The organism is Shinella daejeonensis (assembly GCF_024281235.1).
Lineage (GTDB): Bacteria > Pseudomonadota > Alphaproteobacteria > Rhizobiales > Rhizobiaceae > Shinella > Shinella daejeonensis.
On record NZ_JAHWXY010000001.1, the window covers coordinates 1185075 to 1203285 of the forward strand.

Consider the following 18211-nt stretch of genomic DNA (forward strand, 5'->3'; position numbering starts at 1 on the left):
AACGGAATTAAATGCCACTTGACCGCAAGAAAATTGCACTCAACCGGGATATCATCAGGGCTCCGCTCCCGTCCCCGGAAAAGCCCGACACCGGCTTGCCGAAAAAAATAGCAAACGGCCGAGGGGAATGTTGTCCCAGGAATTTCCTTTGCCGCAAAACGTCCGCCACGCCGCGCGCTGCTATCGTGGAACAGGCATCTCAACTCGCAATGGCTGCAATTCTTTTGCATTGAAGACGCAATATCATTCGTTTGTCTGCGCTGCGACGCATGGTCGATAGTCCCGCTCGACCCGTGGAAAACACCGGAATTCCAGCGTCTGGCAAGCAAGCGCCGCCGCCATCGAAACGATGGCGCGGGGGCCGCCTCGGCTGATCCCGGACGGACTATCTGCAAGGAAAGGATTGAAAGCCATGACGAAAGCAGCAACCGATTCCCTCGTGACGGTGGACTGGCTGAAGGACCATCTCGATGATCCCAAGGTGCGGGTCTTCGAAGTCAGCGTCGACACCGGCGTCTATGAGAAGGGCCATATCCCCGGCGCCGTCGACCTCAACTGGCACACCGATCTCGTCGACACCGTGAACCGCGACATCGCCTCACGCGAGAAATTGCAGGAGCAGCTTCGCCGCGCCGGCGTCGACAAGGATACGACGGTCATCATCTACGGCGATCACAACAACTGGTTCGCCGCCTGGGGCGTCTGGGTTCTCGACGTCTACGGCTTCGGCGAACGCGCCAAACTGCTCGACGGCGGCCGCAAGCTCTGGGAAGCGCGCGGCCTGCCGCAGACGGCCGAAGTCCCGACCTATGCCGCCACGACGCTGGAACTGCCCGAGCGCGACGACAGTCTTCGCGCCCGCCTCGTCAATACGCTCGATTTCGCGGAAGGCCGGGTCGACGGCAAGCTCGTCGACATCCGCTCGCCCGACGAATACCTCGGCAAGATCTTCGCCCCCGAAGGCGTCAAGGAACTGTCGATCCGGGCCGGGCACATTCCGGGCGCGGAAAACGTGCCGTGGGCGACCATCGTCAACGACGACGGCACCTATAAACCCGTTGAGGAGATCCGCCGCATCTATGCCGAAAAAGGTATCGACGGATCGAGCCCGGTCATCACCTATTGCCGTATCGGCGAACGGTCGAGCCATACGTGGTTCGCCCTGAAACGCCTCCTTGGCTACGACGCCCGCAACTATGACGGCTCCTGGACCGAATATGGCAATGCCGTCGGCGTCCCGGTGGTCAACCGGAGCGGCACCGTCTGGCTCGGCAAATAGGCAAGGCCGCACAGGCAATCCTTCCGCCCTCGCGGCCATTGTCGCGAGGGCGGCTTCGTTTTTATCGTCCCCAAAGATATATTGAAAATATATCTTTTATCGGATAAGAAGGACGCATGAGAAGACAGGCGGGACCAGCCATGACGTCAGCGACCCATGAGCGGCTCTACATCTCCACGAACGGGCTCCTGCGCCCCATCGGTCCGGATGACACGGCCCTGCGCGCAGCGCTGGAGGCGCGCGCCGCAAAAGCCTATGACCGCTGTCATTCCGACGACAGTTTCGCCGATCTGAAACGCCGCGCACGCTTTTCCAAGGAGGATCAGGGTCTTCTCAAGGACTGGCTGGCGGCAGTCGAGGCATAGGCGGCGAATGTCACCGTCCCGCCGGCTGAACAGGGAGGCATGATGCACCTGACCACTCTCAGCGACTATGCGCTGCGTGTATTATTCTATGCGGCGGCCGCGAAGGATCGGCTGGTGACGGTGGAGGAGACCGCCCGCGTCTACCGCATCTCCCGCAGCCATCTGATGAAGGTCGTCAATATCCTGACCAGAGCGGGCTATCTGAAAGGCGTGCGCGGACGGGCGGGCGGCTTCACGCTGGCGAAATCCCCCGGCGAGGTCAATCTCGGTGCGGTCTTGCGCGCCACCGAGCCGGATTTCGGACTGGTCGAATGTTTCACCGCCGGCAATCGCTGCGCCATAACCGGCTGCTGCAAGCTGCCCATGGTGCTGAACGACGCCCTCAACGCCTTCGTCGCCACTTTCGACCGCTATACGCTTGCCGATATCCTGCTTTCCGAACGGGATTTCCTCGCACCGCCGCCGAAGCCGGGAAGGGTTCGCGGGCCGCTGCTGCCGGAAAGCCGGCCGGCCGGGCGTTGAGGCCACGCGCCCGGTCCGCTCACTCCGCCTGCGCCATCATGTCCGGCGTCCACGGCGGCTCGTAGGTCAGCCGCACTTCGGCATATTCGACGCCGGGCACATCCCAGACACAGGTCGACACCGCATCCTTGAGATAGTCGCTCGCCGGGCAACCGCGTGTGGTCGTGGTCATGGCGACCCGGGCGATGCCGCCGTCCTCGACATCGATGGCATAGATGAGGCCGAGATCGACGATATTCCCACCGATCTCCGGATCGATGATCACCCGCAGCGCCTCGCGGATCGCCGCAGCAAGGCTCGCCTTTTCCTCCTCGTCCATCGCACCTACCCCTTTGCCCGGCCGGCGCGCACGAGGATGCGATAGGTCGCACCCGCCTCGTCGAAATTGCCGACCCACTGAAGGCCGCGCGCGACCAGTTCGGGAAAGAGGAACAGCGGCTCGCGCGAAAGCAGCGCGAAAAGGACCTCTCCCGGCCCCAGTCTTTCGGCTGCGGCGAGGATACGGACCATGGGCTCGGGGGGATCCAGATCGGTCAGGTCGAGATGCAGGCCGGGGTCGGGCCAGGCTTCCGGACTATCCGCGTCGTAGGAGATCTCGACCGGAGACTCGGCACCCTGCGGCGTGAAGAGCACCTCCCAGTCCCCATCACCGATCTCGCGGGATACATGATCAAATCCACGATTGGCGAGGAATTGCAGCAGCGGCACCGGATGGAACGTCGCGAGAAGGCGCAGCCCCTGCCCCGGTTCGAGCGCCTGCACGGCCGCCATAATCGCCTGGAACGGCTCGCCGCCGCTTTTGAGGATCGGCCGTACGTCAAGCTCCCTCGGCGGAGTCTGGGTGGAAACATCGGGCATGGTTCTCATCTCCTTGAAGCGGACGGGGGGCAGAACAGATGCGGCCGCACGAAACCGGCCGGCGCGCGCGTCGCCGCCGGAACCGCCGACAGCCGGCGTGCGCGGACGAATTCCCGCATCAGCACCAGCGTCGCGACCGTTTGCAACAGGACCATCGCACGAAAGAACGCGGCATGCCCCCAGAAAAGCGCCAGCGTTGCCGCCGCGACCGCACCGTAATAAAGCACGAACCAGACGGCGGCCTGTCGTTCGTCGACAAGGTCCTGCACGCGCGGCACCGGGCCGCGTCCGAGCACCGGACCATAGGCCTCCAGCCAGGTCAGGAAAGCGACGATCTTATAGAGCTGGGCAAGGCCGAGCCCCGTCAGCCAGCCGAAGACGAAAAGATAGGTGATCGCCGCCACCCCCTCGCCGGTCCTGACGATAGGGATATTGACGAAAACGATGGACAACAGCAGAGCCGCGAAGGCGGGAAAGCTCGCGCGGATATTGAGTTCCGCCTGCCTGCGCCGGCGCGCCCGGTAGATCTGCCGCACGTCGCCGCTGTAAAGCACGCCTGCGGCAAGCGTCAGCAGCAGCGCCGCGACGAACAGAACGTCCTTGCCGGGAACCGCAAGGAGAACCGTCGCAACGGCGGCCACGACGAGGCCGATCGCTAGGCTGACCACCCACCAGACGGCCCGGCTCGTCGGCCGCTCCGTCTCCGGCGACAGCAAGAACATGGAAAGCAGGCGGTAACTGACGCCCGCCGCCGTTACGCTCAGCCAGCCGCCGAGACCGAGCACGGCATGCAGCTCCACCCCGCCGGCCACCAGACGGGCGAGAAACGGGTTCCCGCTCACCCCCGAAAGGACGAGCGTGAAGGCTGCGCCAAGCAGGATCGCGCCGAGCAATGCCACAACGCCTGTGGCGACGAAACAGGCGGGCAAGGGCAAGGGCCGGGCGGCAAAAAGCGTGGCCGCAAGAATGATCGCGACAAAGCCGAAGCCGAGACCGAGGAATGCGCCTCCCAGCGGCATGAAGAAGAGCGGCAGGTCGGTCGCCCCCGACAAGGCCACGAATCCGGCGATGAGAAAACCGAGCCCCGCAAGCAGGAGCGCCAGCGCCGGCGCGGCGAGCGGGGCTGCGGAAAGCGGACGGGCGACCAGCACCGGCACGAATTGCAGGAGTGCGCCGGCCATCAGCAGGCTGAGCCAGCCGATTGCCAGCACATGCACGAGAACGAGCGTTTCCGGCGCGGCGATATCGGCGGCGGGATAGCCGTAGCCCGCCACCATCAGGCCCTGCCCGGCAAGGAGCATGAGACAGGCGGCGGCGAAATAGGCCATGGTCCAGCGGGAAAGTGTCGCACCTTGCATATCGTTTCACCTTCGCCGCAAAGCGGCCCTGTCCTCATGACCGTTGAAATCCTGCAAAGCATGCGCGGCCGGAAGGCCGGCAATATCGCCTCAATGTCCGCCGCAGCCGCATTCGCCGTCTTCGTGCCGCAGCCGGCCGATTTCCACGCGCCAGACGTCCGGCCCCTGATCGAGATAATCCCAGCCGAAACTGCCGGGGAAATTCATCTCCAGCTGAAGGCGCAACGGACGGGGATCATGATCGCTGGTGATCAGCATCGAAGATCCCGGCGCAAGCGCCCCCAGCATGCCGAAAATGCGCTGATGCCGTTCGTGCGGCGGAATCGTACGGACATCGATGGCGGGCTTGCTCTGTTCCTCGGGCATGATCGGGTTTCCTTGTGACCGCAACGATCCTGTCCCGGAGGGATGCGGCCCGACCGACCGGAACCCGTGCATACTAGCCGCCTTCGATCGGCGGCGACTTTGTTCGCGCGCAAACAGATCGCGGAAAATCCGATGTAAGAGAAATTCGAACACGATCCCGTGTGCACGCAGCCGCCGGCTGTGTATCGTGCGTGATGTCCAGATCAACCGGCAAGGCGTGAAAGGAAGAAGGCAATGAACTGCAAAAGAACAACCATCCCGACGGCCGATCCGGAAAGCGGATCGCAAACGGTCCGGGCGACGACCAAGGCGCGTCAACGCCCGCCGACGCGGTTTCTGGCGGCGATCCTCGGCCTCTTCGCCTGCCTGTTTCTCTCCCCGGCAATCGCCCAGACGCACGATCATGGAGCGGCGGACGAAACACCGGCGATGGAAGCGCCGGCGCCAGCCGCCGGCCGCGAGGCGGCATCGAGCCCCGCCGTCAGCCACCAGAGCGCCACGGTCTTCACATTCAGGACCGGTATCGCGACCGGACGCATGGTCTATATCGGCGTCGGCGGCGATATAGACGGCCAGGTCAACCCGACCCTCATGGTCCATGAGGGAGAGCTGGTGCAGATCAACCTCATCAATGGCGAGGGCGCCGAACACGACGTGGTGATCGACCAATATGCCGCACGCTCATCGATCGTCATCGGCAAGAACGCATCCTCCACCTTCTCCTTCGTCGCCAACAAGGTCGGCGAATTCGCTTACTTCTGCTCGATCGCCGGGCACCGCGCGGCCGGGATGGAAGGCCTGATCCAGGTGATGCCCGGTCCCCGCGAGACGATGGACATGGACGTCGCCGACATCGTGCGCGATCCCGCCGATCTTCCCGGCCCCATCGGGCAGCGCCAGCCGCAAACCGTGCGCATCGATATGGAGACGATCGAACTGGAGGGCCGGCTCGACGACGGAACGACCTATGTCTACTGGACCTTCGACCGCAAGGTTCCGGGTCCCTTCATCCGCGTACGCGTCGGCGACATGGTCGAGGTCCACCTCAAGAACGCCGCCGACAGCGTCATGATGCATTCGGTCGATTTCCACGCGGCGACCGGCCCCGGCGGCGGCGCCGACTTCACGCAGATCGCCCCTGGCGAAGAAGCTGTGGTGAGTTTCAGGGCGCTGAAGCCGGGCATCTACGTCTACCATTGCGCCACGCCGAGCGTTACCCACCACATCACCAGCGGCATGTACGGGCTGATCCTGGTCGAGCCGGAAGGCGGCCTGCCGCAGGTCGACCGAGAATTCTACGTCATGCAGGGCGAGCTCTATACCGTCGAACCGTTCGGCACCAAGGGCGAGATGGAGATGGATTACGACAAGCTGCTGTCCGAAAATCCGGAATATTTCCTCTTCAACGGATCCGTCGGCGCGCTCACCAAGTCACATCCGCTCTATGCCAATGCCGGTGAGACGGTGCGCATCTATTTCGGCGTCGGCGGGCCGAACTTCACCTCGTCCTTCCATGTGATCGGCGAAATCTTCGATCATGCCTATGCGATGGGCTCGGTGACCTCGCCGCCGCTGACCAACGTGCAGACCGTCACCGTTCCACCGGGCGGCGCGACGATCGTCGACTTCAAGATCGACCGGGGCGGCCATTATGTCCTCGTCGACCACGCCCTCTCGCGCGCTGAACGCGGCCTTGCCGGCTACCTGATCGTCGATGGCCCGGAAAACGACGGCATCATGCATAGCGGCCCGGTCGAAAACGACGGGCAGCAGAACTAGGACCCGCCGCGGATCGATCCGCAGCCATCGCCCCGCCGGCCGCCGGCGGGGTTTGCCGTCACCGGCGGAACGGCCGGCCGTAAAAGCCCGACCGGTTTTCCCCGCATTCTCCCCCGGCCTTATGCTTCTGATACCAACAGGAGCCACGCCATGTCCGCGACCGAAAACCTCTCGCTTCCCTATATCCTTCCTGCCCAAGCGCAAAAACACGTCACCCATAACGAGGCGTTGCGGGCGCTCGACGCGCTCGTGCATCTGGCGGTAATCGATACGACGCTTGTCGCCCCGCCCGCTTTGCCGCAGGCGGGAGACCGCTATATCGTTCCCGTCGACGCCACGGACGCATGGACGGATCGCGCAGGCGATATCGCCGCCTGGCAGGAAGGGGCATGGAGTTTCTATTCGCCGCAGGCGGGCTGGATCGCCTGTTCGGGGACGAGCCTCGATCTTCTGGTTTTCGACGGGGCCGGATGGCGCCCGGCGACGACAGACGCCGTTCTGCCCGCCCGCCTCGGCATCAACGCCACCGCCGACGCTCCCAACCGGCTGGCGCTTTCCGGCGAAGCATCGCTCTTTTCCCATGAGGGCGCCGGCCACCAGCTCAAGATCAACAAGGCGGACGCCGGCGACACCGCATCCCTCCTGTTCCAGACCGGCTGGTCGGGGCGCGCCGAATTCGGCCTTGCCGGCGACGACAATTTCCATGTCAAGGTCAGCGCCGACGGCGATGCCTTCACCGAGGCGCTGGTCATCGACCGCACGACGGGCAAGGCAGCCTTTCCCGCCGGCGTCAGCGGCATGCGCGAGCAGCTCCTCGCCAACCGCACCTATCATGTCAGCCCAACGGGCTCCAACAGCAACAGCGGCCTTTCGGCGGGCGCCCCTTTCGCGACCTTGCAAAAGGCGGTCGACGAGGCGGCGAAGCTCGATTGCTCCATTTACGATGTCACCATCCGGCTTGCCGGCGGCAACTATCCCGGCGCCACGATTTCCCGTCCGCTGTTCGGCGGCGGGCTGCTGTCGATCATCGGCAATACAGCCTCGCCTTCCACTGTCATCATCAACAGTCCGCTCGCCGTGTCTTCCGCGCGGATCTCCGTCAGGGGGCTCAAGATGCAGATGCTCGCCGACTGGCAGAACGCCTTTCGTGTCGGCGTGGGGGGAGATCTTTCCATCGGCCTAATCGACTTCGGATGGTGCGGCGCCAACGCCTCCCATATCCACGCGCAGTCGGGAGGATTGGTGACCGTGGAGGACGATTACATCATCTCCGCCGGCGCCCAGCGCCACATCAACCTGATCGGCCTGGCGCAGTTTACGGCCACCAATCGCACGACGACGCTGAGCGGCGTTCCCGCTTTCACGCATTTCGCTTCCGTGATCACCAATTCCTGCCTGTCCCTCTGGGGTCACAGCTTTATTGGCGCTGCAACCGGAGGGCGATACACGGTCACCACCAACGGCACCGTCAACACCTATGGCAAACCGGCCGATTTCCTTCCCGGCTCGGCGGCCGGCAGCCTATCGTCCGGCGGCGTCTATGCCTGAACGGAGGCAGCGGCGACAATCTGTGGCTGCCGTCCATGAAGGCGGTCGCCACGGCGCGCCGATCGCCGGGCCGGCCGATACCGCAACAGGCGCCGGTCGCCCCGTTCCTTGGGCTTGAACGAAGGAATCTTTCGCCGTAACCTTGCCGGAAACCCGCTTGGACGGCGTATCTCGCCGCTTACAGAAGGAACACCTTATGTCCGATCAGGAAAAACACGCTCGTGGTGGCCAGGCCGTCGAGTCCACCACCGGTTCCGGCGCACCCGCGCCGAGCGACCGCAATTCGCTGACCATCGGCCCTGACGGCCCGATCGTGCTGCACGACGTGCATTTCCTGGAGCAGATGGCCCATTTCAACCGCGAGAAGGTTCCGGAGCGCCAGCCGCACGCCAAGGGCGCCGGCGCGTTCGGGGTATTCGAGACCAGCGAGGACGTCTCGGCCTACACCAGTGCGGCACTGTTCCAGAAGGGCGCCTCGACCGAAATGCTGGCGCGCTTTTCCACCGTCGCCGGCGAGATGGGCAGCCCCGACACCTGGCGCGACGTGCGCGGCTTCTCGCTCAAATTCTACACGGACGAAGGCAACTACGACCTCGTCGGCAACAACACGCCGATCTTCTTCGTGCGCGACCCGATGAAGTTCCCGCATTTCATCCGCAGCCAGAAGCGGCTTCCCGATTCCGGCCTGCGCGACAACCACATGCAATGGGACTTCTGGACCAACAATCCCGAGAGCGCGCATCAGGTGACCTATCTGATGGGCGAGCGCGGCCTGCCGCGCAGCTGGCGGAATATGAACGGCTACGGCTCGCACACCTATATGTGGATCAACGCCAAGGGCGAGAAGTTCTGGGTGAAGTACCACTTCCACACGCAACAGGGCATGGCGTTCTTCACCAATGAGGAAGCGGCGACCATGGCCGGCTCCGACGCGGATTTCCACCGCCGCGACCTGTTCGACGCCATCGCCCGCGGCGATTGTCCGAGCTGGATCCTTTCCGTGCAGATCATGCCCTATGAGGACGCCAAGACCTACCGGATCAATCCCTTCGACCTGACCAAGACCTGGCCGCATGCCGACTATCCGCTGGTCAAGGTCGGCAAGATGACGCTCAACCGCAATCCGGAGAATTTCTTCGCCCAGATCGAGCAGGCCGCCTTCTCGCCGGGCAACACCGTCCCCGGCATCGGCCTGTCGCCCGACAAGATGCTGCTCGGCCGCGCCTTCGCCTATGCCGACGCGCAGCGCAACCGTATCGGCACCAACTTCCACCAGTTGCCGGTGAATCAGCCCAAGGTGCCGGTGAACACCTACATGTTCGACGGCCAGATGACCTATCATCACAGCGGCAATGCGCCGGTCTACGCTCCGAACAGCGGCGGACGCAAATGGGCGGACGAGACCGGGGCGATGCCGGAAAGCTGGGAAACCGATGGCGACATGGTGCGCAGCGCCTATACGCTGCGCAGCGACGATGACGATTTCGGCCAGCCCAGCATCCTCGTGCGCGAGGTGTTCAACGACGCGCAGCGCACGGCGCTGGTGGAGACCGTCGCCGGCAGCCTGCTCGGCGGCGTTCGCGAACCGGTACTGGGCCGCGCCATCGACTACTGGAAGAGCGTCGATGCCGACGTCGGTCGCCGTATCGAGGAAAAGGTTCAACAGCACGCCGGCAGGAAGCCGGCCGAGGGCATGGGTCAGGCCTGACCCACCGCCTGGATTGTCGAACGAAGGGACGCAGGGTCTCCCCCTGCGTCCCTTCATCGTTTCCGGATTGCCCGGGAACACCGGCGAATGGATTACGGCACGTCAGCCGATCGCGCCGAAAGCGCCAGCCGCACCCGATGCTCCGGCGCGATCTCGACGAGTTCGGACGGCGCAGGCGGCACGAAGACATCCGGCGCGACACGGCCGTCGGACACGAAATCACGCCCCCGCGGCGAGGGCACGCCGGCGAAGCGTTCCGCCCCGGCCCGCCGCCCCATGGCGACTTCCGGATCGGGAATGGCGGCGATCAGCCGGCGCGTATAGGGGTGGGCCGGCGTCTCGAATATCTGCCGCCAGCCGCCCTCCTCCACGATCTGGCCGAAAAACATCACGCAGACCCGGTCGCTCATGTGCTCCACCACACTGAGGTCGTGGCTGATCATGACATAGGAGAGCCCGCGTTTTTCCTGAAGATCGAGGAGAAGATTGATGATCTGGGCGCGGATCGACACATCGAGCGCCGAGACCGGCTCATCGAGCACGACGATCTCCGGTTCGAGGATCAGCGCACGGGCAATGCCGATACGCTGGCGCTGGCCGCCCGAGAATTCATGCGGGTAGCGAACGGCCTGTTCGGGGGTCAGGCCGACATCGGCCAGCATCGCCTCGATCCGGTCGGAAATCTCCGATGCGGCCGTGATCCCGTGCAGGCGAAGCGGAGCGGCGAGCGAAGCCCGGACGGACTGGCGCGGATTGAGCGAGGCATAGGGATCCTGAAACACCATCTGCACCGCCTTGGCGCGCTGCATCCGGCCGGGCGCGCCCGGTCCCGACAGCATCCGGCCGCGATAGCGGATCGTGCCGTCCGTCGGCTCCTGCAAACCGAGGATCGCAAGCGCCGTCGTGGATTTGCCGCAGCCCGATTCACCGACGATCGACAGGCATTCACCCTTGGCGAGCGCGAAGCTGACGCCGTTGACGGCATGCAGCATGCGCCGTCCCGCCCCGAGCAGGCCGCCGCCGGAAATGGGAAAGCGGACATGCAGGTCGTCCACCTGCAACAGGGGTCCATCCGCAGGCGTCGCCGTCGAGATCGTCATGGGCGCTCCTCCTGCCCGTCGCGCGGCGCGATGAATCGCGTCTCGGTCAACGCCGAGCGATCGGCGATGATGCTGTCGATATCGACGAGACGCTGGCGGCCGTGCAGGCTGCGGCTGCCGAGGCGGGGAAGCGCTCCCAGCAGACCGCGTGTGTATTCGTGGCGGGGATTGCTGAACAGCGCCCGCGTCTCGTTTTCCTCCACCAGGCAACCGGCATACATCACGCCCACCCGCTGGCAGATGCTGGCGATCACCCCGAGATCGTGGCTGATGAACAGGACGGCGGTGCCGCGTTCGGCGCAGAGGTCCTTGATCAGGCGCAGCACCTCGGCCTGAACCGTCACATCCAGCGCCGTGGTCGGCTCGTCGGCGATCAGCAGGTCGGGATTACAGGCAAGCGCCATGGCGATCATCACCCGCTGGCGCATCCCCCCCGACATCTGGTGCGGATAGTTCCGCGCCCGCCGGTCGGGATTGGGAACGCGCACGCTCTCCAGCGCCTTGACCGCAAGCTCCCGCGCCTCCGCCCAGCTTTTATCCTGATGCAGCACGAACATCTCCGCGATCTGCCGCCCGACGGTCGAAAGCGGATTGAGAGCGGTCATCGGCTCCTGGAAGATCATGGCGATGCGATTGCCGCGCAGGCGGCGCATCTCCCGTTTCGGCAGCGTAAGGAGATTGCGGCCCTTGAACCGGATCTCGCCACCGGCCGCCCTCAGCGGCTTCTTGAGCAGGCCCATCACGCCAAGCGACGTCACCGATTTTCCGGACCCCGACTCGCCGACGAGACCATAGGCTTCCCCCGGCATGATGCGAAACGAGACGTCCCTGATGATCGGATGCGCATAGCGTCCGAACAGGGCGTCCACCTTCAGGCCATCGACATCGAGCAGCGGTTGCGTCATCGGGTGCGCGTCCTCATATGCGGATCGAGACTGTCGCGCAGGCCGTCACCCAGAAGGTTGAACCCGAGCACGGACAGGAAGATGGCGATACCGGGGAAGAACGCCACCCAGGGCGCGATCTGGATGAGCTGGCGCGCATCCGTCAGCATCGAGCCCCAGCTCGGAAACGGCGGCTGGATGCCGAGGCCGAGGAAGGAGAGCGCCGCTTCCGACAACACCGCCGACCCCATGCCGAGCGTCGCCATGACGAGGATCGGCCCCATCATGTTGGGCAGAATTTGCGTGAACATGATGCGCAGGTCCCCGTAACCGAGCGTCTGCGCCGCCTGGACATAGCCCTGCGACTTCAGCGACAGCGTCGATGAACGGGCGATGCGGCAGGTCCAGCTCCAGTTGGTAAGACCGAGCGCGATCAGAAGCGACGCCAGACCGGGACCCAGCACCGCCATCACGGCAAGCGCGAAGATCAGCGACGGAATGGCGAGCATGACGTTGGTGAAACCGTTCACGAGATCGTCCCACCAGCCGCCCCAATAGCCGGCGGTCATGCCGAGCGTAACGCCGATGATCGAGTTGATCACCTGCGAGACGATACCGACCGTCAGCGAGATCTGTGCGCCATAGAGGATGCGGCTGTAGACGTCCCGCCCCTGCCCGTCGGTGCCGAACCAGAAAGTGCCGTCCGGCGGCATCTCGAAATTCATCAGATCGGCGTCGAGCACCGGATCAAAAGGCGCGATCCATGGCGCAAGAACGCCGGCGAGGATGACGAGGGCCGTCAGGAACGCACCGAGCAGGAAATTGAAGCCGAAACGCATTGCCTCACTCCTGCTTGATGCGCGGATCGATCGCGGCATAGATCAGATCGACGGCGGTGTTGATGACAAGAAACCACAGCACGATGATGAGGATCGTGCCCTGCACGACGGGAATATCGCGGATCGCCACGCTGTCCACCAGAAGCGAGCCGATGCCGGGCCAGGCGAAGAGCTTCTCGATGACCACCGCCTGCCCGATCAGCGATCCGAATTGCAGGCCGACCGTCGTGACGATCAGCACGAGCGCGTTGCGCGCCACATGCCAGCGCACCACCTTCATCTCGCTCATGCCCTTGGAATGGGCGGTGCGGATGAATTCGGCATTGAGCACATCGAGAACGCCCGCGCGCGTGGTGCGCGCGAGAAGCGCGAGCGGCGTCACCCCGAGGGTCACGGCGGGCAGGATGAGATTGCGGAACGACCCGTCGCCATAGCCGAAGCTCGGCAACCAGTTGAGTTGCAGCGCGAAGAGATACATCAGCAGCAGGCCGAGCCAGAATTGCGGCAGCGAAAGCCCCGAAACCGCGCCCACCATCGTCACGGTGTCGAGCACCGATCCGGGGCGCAGGGCCGCCAGGAAACCAAGCGGTACGCCGATGACCAGGGCGAAGACCATGGCCGCGATCGCCAGTTGCAGCGAGGCCCACATGCGGTCGTTGATGAGATCGATCACCGGCTGGCGCGTGCGAAAGCTCGTGCCCAGGTCGAAGCGGGCAAGATCGGAAACATAGGCGACGAAGCGCTCGATCACCGGCTTGTCGAGGCCGAATTCCTCGTTCAGGCGGGCGATCAGCTGCGGGTCGGCGGCCCGCCGGCCATCGGCAAAAAGGCTTGCCGCGAAGCTGCCGGGGACGACGGAGAAGATGACGAAGATCAAAAGCGCCACGACGATGACCGTGGGAATGATCTGGAAGATCCGGCGCAGGGTGAAGCGAAGCATGGGCGCGGTTCCGTTTTATTCGCCCGGAACGGGCGCGACAGTCGTTTCGGGGCCGGCGGCGGCAGGGTTCTCCCGCCGCCGGCATGAACGCTCAAGCCTATTTGCGTGAAGCGGGCGCCGTATCGTCGATCCAGATCTCCTCGTAAGGCTGGACCGCCAGTTCGTTCGCATTGGGCACCAGCCCGTGAATCCACGGCTGATAGGCCATGACGGCCTTGTTGTAGTTGAAGAACCACACCGGCGCCTCGTCCTGCACGATATTGTTGGCCTGGCGCAGGAGATCGTTCTGCGCGGCCGGATCGCGCTCCTGCTGCGCCGCCTCGTAGAGCTTGTCGAATTCGGCGTTGGCGAAGCTCGTATAGTTGCAGGCCGACTGCGCCGTCTTCGAATAATAGCAGCGCAGCGCATTGAGCGGATCGGGACCGGACAGGTTCGACCAGATGAAGGCCTGGAAGTTGTTGGTCGTCACCGCCTCGCCGAGCGCCGAGCTTTCGACCGGCTTCGGCTTCACGGTGATGCCGACCTTCTGCAACATGGGCAGAATGGCCTCGACGATCGGCACGCCCCAGCTCTCGTTCGGGCTGGCGGTCACCTCGAATTCGAAACCGTCGGCGTAACCCGCCTCGGCAAGCAGCGCCTTGGCCTTGTCCGGATCGAAATCGTAAGGCGCCTTGTCCTTGTCGAAGGCGGGCGAGGAGATCGGCAGCCAGCCGGCTGCCGGATAGGCCTTGTTCTTGACGAGGCGTTCGATGATCAGCGGCGCATTGATCGCATGGTTGATCGCCTGGCGCACCCGCTTGTCCTTGAAGGGCTCATAGGCGGGATTGAAACCGATATTGCGGGTATAGACCTCGGCCACCTCCAGCAGTTGATCCTTCAGCGCCTCTTCGCCCTGATAGGCCTGATACTGGGTGGGACCGAGGACCGAAACGTCGATTTCTTTGTTACGGAACGCCACGTCGCGCGCGGCATCCTCGGCCATCAGCACGATATTCACCCGATCCAGATAGGGCTTGCCCTCTTCGTAATATTTGTCGAACTTCTCGACCACGACCTGCGAGCCCGGCACATGCTCCTTGAAGACGAAGGCGCCGAGACCGACCGGGTCCTTACCGAAAACCGACTCGTCCTCGACGTTCGACGGATAGATGACCGTCGTGTTCTGCATCAGCGGAAAGCCGGGGTTGATCGGCCCCGTATAGGTGATCTCCAGCGTATGGTCGTCGATTTTCCGGAGGCCGGAAATCTCCTCCGCCGTGCCGGCGATATAGTCGTCCGCGCCCTTGATGACCGCGATGAAGCTCGCGCCCGGAAAGGCGTTCTTGGGACTGGCGATCCGCTTGTAGCTGTAGATGATGTCGTCGGCCGTCAGCGGCTTGCCGTTGTGGAAGACGGCATTCTCGCGCAGGTGATAGGTATAGACCGTCCCGTCCTCGGATACGTCTTGCGCGGTCGCCAGTTCCAGTACCGGCTTGTTGCCGATCGAATCCCAGCTGTAGAGCCCCCGGTGAATGGCCTGGGTGATGAACTCCTCCTGCGTATTGGGGCTCGCCTGGACGTCCAGCGTGGCGAAGCTCGATCCATAAGGCGCGGTGAAGACCAGCGTTCCGCCGTGGCGTTCGCCCTCGGCAAGCGCCACGCTGGCCACGCCGAGGCTGAGCATCGCGGCGAATGTCAATCGTTTCAGCATTCCGTTCTCCCCTTTTTACCGTTTCCGGCTTCGTTTCGATTGGTCGTTCCGGCCGCGTCAGCCTCGCGCGTCATGGACGACGCGGCCGGCGAGCAGGGTCAGCAGGCAGCGCGTGCCCGACAGGACGGTTTCCGGCGGCGCTGTCAGAAGATCGTTGTCGAACACGGCGATATCGGCCCACTGGCCGGGCGCAAGCCGCCCCTTCACCATTTCGGCCTTCTGCGAGAAGGCCCCGTTTTCGGTATAGGCTTGCAGCGCCTCCTCCCGGCTCAGCGTCTCGGCGTCGCCCATCGGCGTGCCCTTGCCGGTGCGGCGGGTGATCATCGCATGAAGGTTCGGGAAGGGATCCGGCGAGCAGACCGGCGAATCCGATCCGGTCGAGGGCTTGAGCCCCATGCGCGTCCATGTGCCGATCGGATAGGACTGCATGGCCCGTTCCTCGCCGAGCACGGAAATATAGCTGTCGCCGAAATCGTGGATGAAGGCCATCTGCGGGGCCGGCAGAATGCCCGCAGCCTTCATGCGCGCGTTCTGTTGCGGGGTCGCATAGCCGCAATGCTCGACGCGATGGCGGCGGTCGGGATCGGGATTGGCCGCAAGCGCCTTCTCATAGGCGGTCACCAATTGTTCGATCGCCCCGTCGCCGATGGCGTGGCAGACCATCTGATACCCCCGGTCGTGGCAGGCCTTGACGATCGCCTCGACCTCGGCGTCCGGCAGCATCTGCACGCCGAGGTTGTCCGGCTCACCCTCATAGGGCTTGCTCATCCAGGCCGTGCGCCCGCCCGCCGAGCCGTCGAGGAAGACCTTGACGCCGCCGATCCGCAGCATGTCGTCACCGACGCCCGAAACGAGCCCCGCACGCCAGCAATCCTCGACGATGGACGCGCCCGGATCGCCGAGCAGGGTCAGCCAGACCCGCACGGGCAGGCGTCCGGCGAGCTTCGCCACCTGATAGGCCCGGATCTCCGCAAAGCCCGCGATATGCCCGACCGCCGCATCCATGCAACTCGTGATGCCGAAGGAGAGCAGGTGCCGTCCCGCCCGTTCGATACCCTCGACGAGATCCTCGACCGTCGCCTCCGGCATCGCCGCCTTGACGAGGTTCTGGGCGTTCTCGGCCAGAAAGCCGTTCAGCCGGCCGGCCGTGACGCCGATCAAGCCGCCGTCCGGCACCGGCGTCGCCTCGGTGATGCCGGCAAGTTCCAATGCGCGCGAATTGGCGATGGAGACATGGCCGCAGGCGCGCGTCAGCAGCACCGGGTGGTCCGGCGCCACGCGGTCGAGATCCTCGCGCGTCGGGTGCCGGCCGGTATCGAGCTTGACCTGATCGTAGCCGCGGGCGCGGACCCAGCCGCCCTTCGGAGTCGTCGCCGCGCGGTCTGAAATCCGCTTCATGAGCGCCGCAAGCGTCGGCGCGGCCGCCGGGGTGGCATCGACCCAGCCCATCATCATGCCGGTCGAGATCAGATGCAGGTGATTGTCGATGAGGCCCGGGCTTGCGAAACGGCCCTCCAGATCGATGACCTCGGTACGCAGCCCCTTGAGTTCCAGCATGTCGGCATCGCGGCCGGTGGCGAGAACCTTGCCCTGCCATATCGCAAGCGCTTCGCTCACGCCCTCCTGCCGGCCACACCAGATGCGGCCGTTATGCAGGATAAGATCGGCCTCGACCCTGACTGCCATTCCCCGCCCCTTCCTCGGCCCTTGCGGGCTCCTGCCATACCGGCGCGCCGGCTTACGGGGAGAACGGCGCCGCGCCTTCGCGCCGCGCGACAGGACCTGTACGGCTCATCCTTATCTTGCAGCATGTCCGGTTTCGCCTCCACGAGACCAGGCACGCCGTCCTCCCGCCTCACCGTGGAAGCTTGCGAGGAGCTTGGCCAATTCGCTTTTGGCAAAATCCCATGCGAATTCTGCATATCTATTTCAAATGAAACACTTATGATCCTTTCAGCAGGGCAGGCGCGTCAGCGGAAGAGGAACGGCGGCATGGAAATCAAGTGGCTCGAGGATTTCGTCACGCTCGCCGACACATCGAGTTTCTCGCGCGCGGCCGAATTGCGCAACGTGACCCAGCCGGCCTTCAGCCGCCGGATCAAGCAGCTCGAAAGCTGGCTCGGGGCGACCCTCATCAGCCGCGCCACCATGCCGGCCGAACTGACGGCGGCGGGGCGGAGTTTCCTGCCGGTCGCCCAGGAGGCGATCCGCACCTTCTATGCGGCGCGCGAGGCGCTGCGGCCCTCATATGAGCCGGGCCTCATCCGCTTTGCCGCCCTGCACACGCTGACCGTCACCTTCTTTCCGCAATGGCTGAAGAGGCTCGAGAATACGGGCGGTTCCTTCAGCACGTCGCTGATCCCCGACCGTGGCGGCATAGAGGCGAACCTCGATGCGCTCGTCGGCGACGAGGCGGATTTCTTCCTCACCTACGCCCATGCCGAAGTGCCGTTCCATCTCGACCGGGGGCAGTTCGCTTCCCTGACCATTGCCCATGACCGGCTGATCCCGCTGGTGGCGGAACGGGTGACGGTCGCCGGCAACCCGCAGCCGGGGCTCAACCTTCTCGACCGCGCCATCGCGCAGCCGCGGCTTGCCATTCCCTATCTCAGCTATGGCTTCAATTCGTTCTTCGGCGTCGCGCTGTCACGCCTCCTACTGCGCCGCCCGCCCTTCCGCCGCCGCACCACGCATGAGAACACGATCAGCGCCGGGCTGATGAACATGGCCGTGACCGGCGCCGGCGTCTGCTGGCTGCCGGAAAGCCTGGCCCGCGACGAACTGGAGGCAGGCCGTCTCGTGCCCGCCTCGGCGGACGGAGGGTGGAACCTCGATCTGGAAATCCGCCTCTACCGCCACGCCGGCGGCCGCAGCCGCAAGGTCGAGGACCTGTGGCGTATCGCAAGGCAATCGCTGGAGCCGGCCGCCGGCCTTTCATGACGCCGGCTATCGGCGTTGCAAAAGGAGAGGCCGGC

17 protein-coding genes are annotated in these 18211 nt (G+C 64.5%); 7 read left to right on the forward strand and 10 right to left on the reverse strand.

Features of this window, described 5'->3' with window-relative positions; translation table 11 throughout:
• Nucleotides 1-412 precede the first annotated feature (412 nt).
• The 3 genes from KYK29_RS05700 (at nucleotide 413) to KYK29_RS05710 (ending at nucleotide 2166) form a co-directional block, all read left to right on the forward strand.
• Nucleotides 413-1279 (forward strand): sulfurtransferase, encoded by an 867-nt coding sequence (locus tag KYK29_RS05700; protein ID WP_254689864.1) that lies wholly within the window; start codon nucleotides 413-415, stop codon nucleotides 1277-1279.
• 140 nt (nucleotides 1280-1419) lie between these two features.
• Nucleotides 1420-1644, forward strand: coding sequence for a hypothetical protein (locus tag KYK29_RS05705; RefSeq protein ID WP_254689865.1), 225 nt, complete (start codon nucleotides 1420-1422; stop codon nucleotides 1642-1644).
• A gap of 42 nt (nucleotides 1645-1686) precedes the next feature.
• Nucleotides 1687-2166, forward strand: a complete 480-nt coding sequence (locus KYK29_RS05710; protein WP_254690091.1) for an RrF2 family transcriptional regulator — start codon at nucleotides 1687-1689, stop codon at nucleotides 2164-2166.
• 19 nt (nucleotides 2167-2185) lie between these two features.
• On the opposite strand, the gene KYK29_RS05715 is transcribed toward KYK29_RS05710, so the two are convergent.
• The 4 genes from KYK29_RS05715 to KYK29_RS05730 all read right to left on the reverse strand — a co-directional run bounded on the left by KYK29_RS05715 (nucleotide 2186) and on the right by KYK29_RS05730 (nucleotide 4748).
• The gene (locus KYK29_RS05715) at nucleotides 2186-2485 is read right to left on the reverse strand and encodes a metal-sulfur cluster assembly factor (protein WP_254689866.1); all 300 of its coding nucleotides are present in this window, start codon (nucleotides 2483-2485) and stop codon (nucleotides 2186-2188) included.
• 5 nt (nucleotides 2486-2490) lie between these two features.
• On the reverse strand, nucleotides 2491-3024 hold the full coding sequence (locus KYK29_RS05720) for a DUF2249 domain-containing protein (protein WP_254689867.1): 534 nt from the start codon (nucleotides 3022-3024) through the stop codon (nucleotides 2491-2493).
• A 5-nt stretch (nucleotides 3025-3029) separates the two neighbouring features.
• Nucleotides 3030-4382 carry a hypothetical protein gene (locus KYK29_RS05725; protein WP_254689868.1) on the reverse strand — a complete coding sequence of 451 codons (1353 nt, stop codon included), beginning with the start codon at nucleotides 4380-4382 and terminating at the stop codon, nucleotides 3030-3032.
• A 90-nt stretch (nucleotides 4383-4472) separates the two neighbouring features.
• The gene (locus KYK29_RS05730) at nucleotides 4473-4748 is read right to left on the reverse strand and encodes a DUF2249 domain-containing protein (RefSeq protein ID WP_254689869.1); all 276 of its coding nucleotides are present in this window, start codon (nucleotides 4746-4748) and stop codon (nucleotides 4473-4475) included.
• Nucleotides 4749-4982: 234 nt separating this feature from the next.
• Here KYK29_RS05730 and nirK point away from each other — a divergent pair, with 234 nt between their 5' ends.
• The 3 genes from nirK (at nucleotide 4983) to KYK29_RS05745 (ending at nucleotide 9783) form a co-directional block, all read left to right on the forward strand.
• Nucleotides 4983-6527: a copper-containing nitrite reductase gene (nirK, locus tag KYK29_RS05735; protein WP_254689870.1), complete on the forward strand. Its 1545-nt coding sequence runs from the start codon at nucleotides 4983-4985 to the stop codon at nucleotides 6525-6527.
• Between the two features lie 150 nt (nucleotides 6528-6677).
• Nucleotides 6678-8075 carry a DUF2793 domain-containing protein gene (locus KYK29_RS05740; RefSeq protein ID WP_254689871.1) on the forward strand — a complete coding sequence of 466 codons (1398 nt, stop codon included), beginning with the start codon at nucleotides 6678-6680 and terminating at the stop codon, nucleotides 8073-8075.
• Between the two features lie 196 nt (nucleotides 8076-8271).
• Complete coding sequence (locus KYK29_RS05745; protein ID WP_254689872.1) at nucleotides 8272-9783, forward strand: catalase; 1512 nt, start codon at nucleotides 8272-8274, stop codon at nucleotides 9781-9783.
• A 92-nt stretch (nucleotides 9784-9875) separates the two neighbouring features.
• Here KYK29_RS05745 and KYK29_RS05750 read toward each other — a convergent pair whose 3' ends face one another.
• The 6 genes from KYK29_RS05750 to KYK29_RS05775 form a co-directional block, all read right to left on the reverse strand.
• Nucleotides 9876-10883 (reverse strand): ATP-binding cassette domain-containing protein, encoded by a 1008-nt coding sequence (locus tag KYK29_RS05750; RefSeq protein ID WP_254689873.1) that lies wholly within the window; start codon nucleotides 10881-10883, stop codon nucleotides 9876-9878.
• A complete protein-coding gene (locus KYK29_RS05755; protein WP_254689874.1) occupies nucleotides 10880-11788 on the reverse strand; it encodes an ABC transporter ATP-binding protein in 909 nt (302 codons plus the stop codon). The genes KYK29_RS05750 and KYK29_RS05755 overlap by 4 nt, the downstream gene beginning before the upstream one ends.
• The gene (locus KYK29_RS05760) at nucleotides 11785-12606 is read right to left on the reverse strand and encodes an ABC transporter permease (protein WP_254689875.1); all 822 of its coding nucleotides are present in this window, start codon (nucleotides 12604-12606) and stop codon (nucleotides 11785-11787) included. The genes KYK29_RS05755 and KYK29_RS05760 overlap by 4 nt, the downstream gene beginning before the upstream one ends.
• Nucleotides 12607-12610: 4 nt before the next feature.
• Nucleotides 12611-13546, reverse strand: coding sequence for an ABC transporter permease (locus KYK29_RS05765; RefSeq protein WP_254689876.1), 936 nt, complete (start codon nucleotides 13544-13546; stop codon nucleotides 12611-12613).
• 97 nt (nucleotides 13547-13643) lie between these two features.
• Nucleotides 13644-15236: an ABC transporter substrate-binding protein gene (locus KYK29_RS05770; protein ID WP_254689877.1), complete on the reverse strand. Its 1593-nt coding sequence runs from the start codon at nucleotides 15234-15236 to the stop codon at nucleotides 13644-13646.
• Between the two features lie 57 nt (nucleotides 15237-15293).
• Nucleotides 15294-16922, reverse strand: coding sequence for an amidohydrolase (locus KYK29_RS05775; RefSeq protein WP_254689878.1), 1629 nt, complete (start codon nucleotides 16920-16922; stop codon nucleotides 15294-15296).
• A 306-nt stretch (nucleotides 16923-17228) separates the two neighbouring features.
• Here KYK29_RS05775 and KYK29_RS05780 point away from each other — a divergent pair, with 306 nt between their 5' ends.
• Nucleotides 17229-18176, forward strand: a complete 948-nt coding sequence (locus KYK29_RS05780) for a LysR family transcriptional regulator (RefSeq protein WP_254689879.1) — start codon at nucleotides 17229-17231, stop codon at nucleotides 18174-18176.
• Nucleotides 18177-18211: the final 35 nt, after the last annotated feature.

Coding starts and splice junctions, on each gene's coding strand:
- KYK29_RS05700 (WP_254689864.1), top strand. CDS start 413: ATGACGAAAGCAGCAACCGATTCCCTCGTGACGGTGGACTGGCTGAAG.
- KYK29_RS05705 (WP_254689865.1), top strand. CDS start 1,420: ATGACGTCAGCGACCCATGAGCGGCTCTACATCTCCACGAACGGGCTC.
- KYK29_RS05710 (WP_254690091.1), top strand. CDS start 1,687: ATGCACCTGACCACTCTCAGCGACTATGCGCTGCGTGTATTATTCTAT.
- KYK29_RS05715 (WP_254689866.1), bottom strand. CDS start 2,485: ATGGACGAGGAGGAAAAGGCGAGCCTTGCTGCGGCGATCCGCGAGGCG.
- KYK29_RS05720 (WP_254689867.1), bottom strand. CDS start 3,024: ATGCCCGATGTTTCCACCCAGACTCCGCCGAGGGAGCTTGACGTACGG.
- KYK29_RS05725 (WP_254689868.1), bottom strand. CDS start 4,382: ATGCAAGGTGCGACACTTTCCCGCTGGACCATGGCCTATTTCGCCGCC.
- KYK29_RS05730 (WP_254689869.1), bottom strand. CDS start 4,748: ATGCCCGAGGAACAGAGCAAGCCCGCCATCGATGTCCGTACGATTCCG.
- nirK (WP_254689870.1), top strand. CDS start 4,983: ATGAACTGCAAAAGAACAACCATCCCGACGGCCGATCCGGAAAGCGGA.
- KYK29_RS05740 (WP_254689871.1), top strand. CDS start 6,678: ATGTCCGCGACCGAAAACCTCTCGCTTCCCTATATCCTTCCTGCCCAA.
- KYK29_RS05745 (WP_254689872.1), top strand. CDS start 8,272: ATGTCCGATCAGGAAAAACACGCTCGTGGTGGCCAGGCCGTCGAGTCC.
- KYK29_RS05750 (WP_254689873.1), bottom strand. CDS start 10,883: ATGACGATCTCGACGGCGACGCCTGCGGATGGACCCCTGTTGCAGGTG.
- KYK29_RS05755 (WP_254689874.1), bottom strand. CDS start 11,788: ATGACGCAACCGCTGCTCGATGTCGATGGCCTGAAGGTGGACGCCCTG.
- KYK29_RS05760 (WP_254689875.1), bottom strand. CDS start 12,606: ATGCGTTTCGGCTTCAATTTCCTGCTCGGTGCGTTCCTGACGGCCCTC.
- KYK29_RS05765 (WP_254689876.1), bottom strand. CDS start 13,546: ATGCTTCGCTTCACCCTGCGCCGGATCTTCCAGATCATTCCCACGGTC.
- KYK29_RS05770 (WP_254689877.1), bottom strand. CDS start 15,236: ATGCTGAAACGATTGACATTCGCCGCGATGCTCAGCCTCGGCGTGGCC.
- KYK29_RS05775 (WP_254689878.1), bottom strand. CDS start 16,922: ATGGCAGTCAGGGTCGAGGCCGATCTTATCCTGCATAACGGCCGCATC.
- KYK29_RS05780 (WP_254689879.1), top strand. CDS start 17,229: ATGGAAATCAAGTGGCTCGAGGATTTCGTCACGCTCGCCGACACATCG.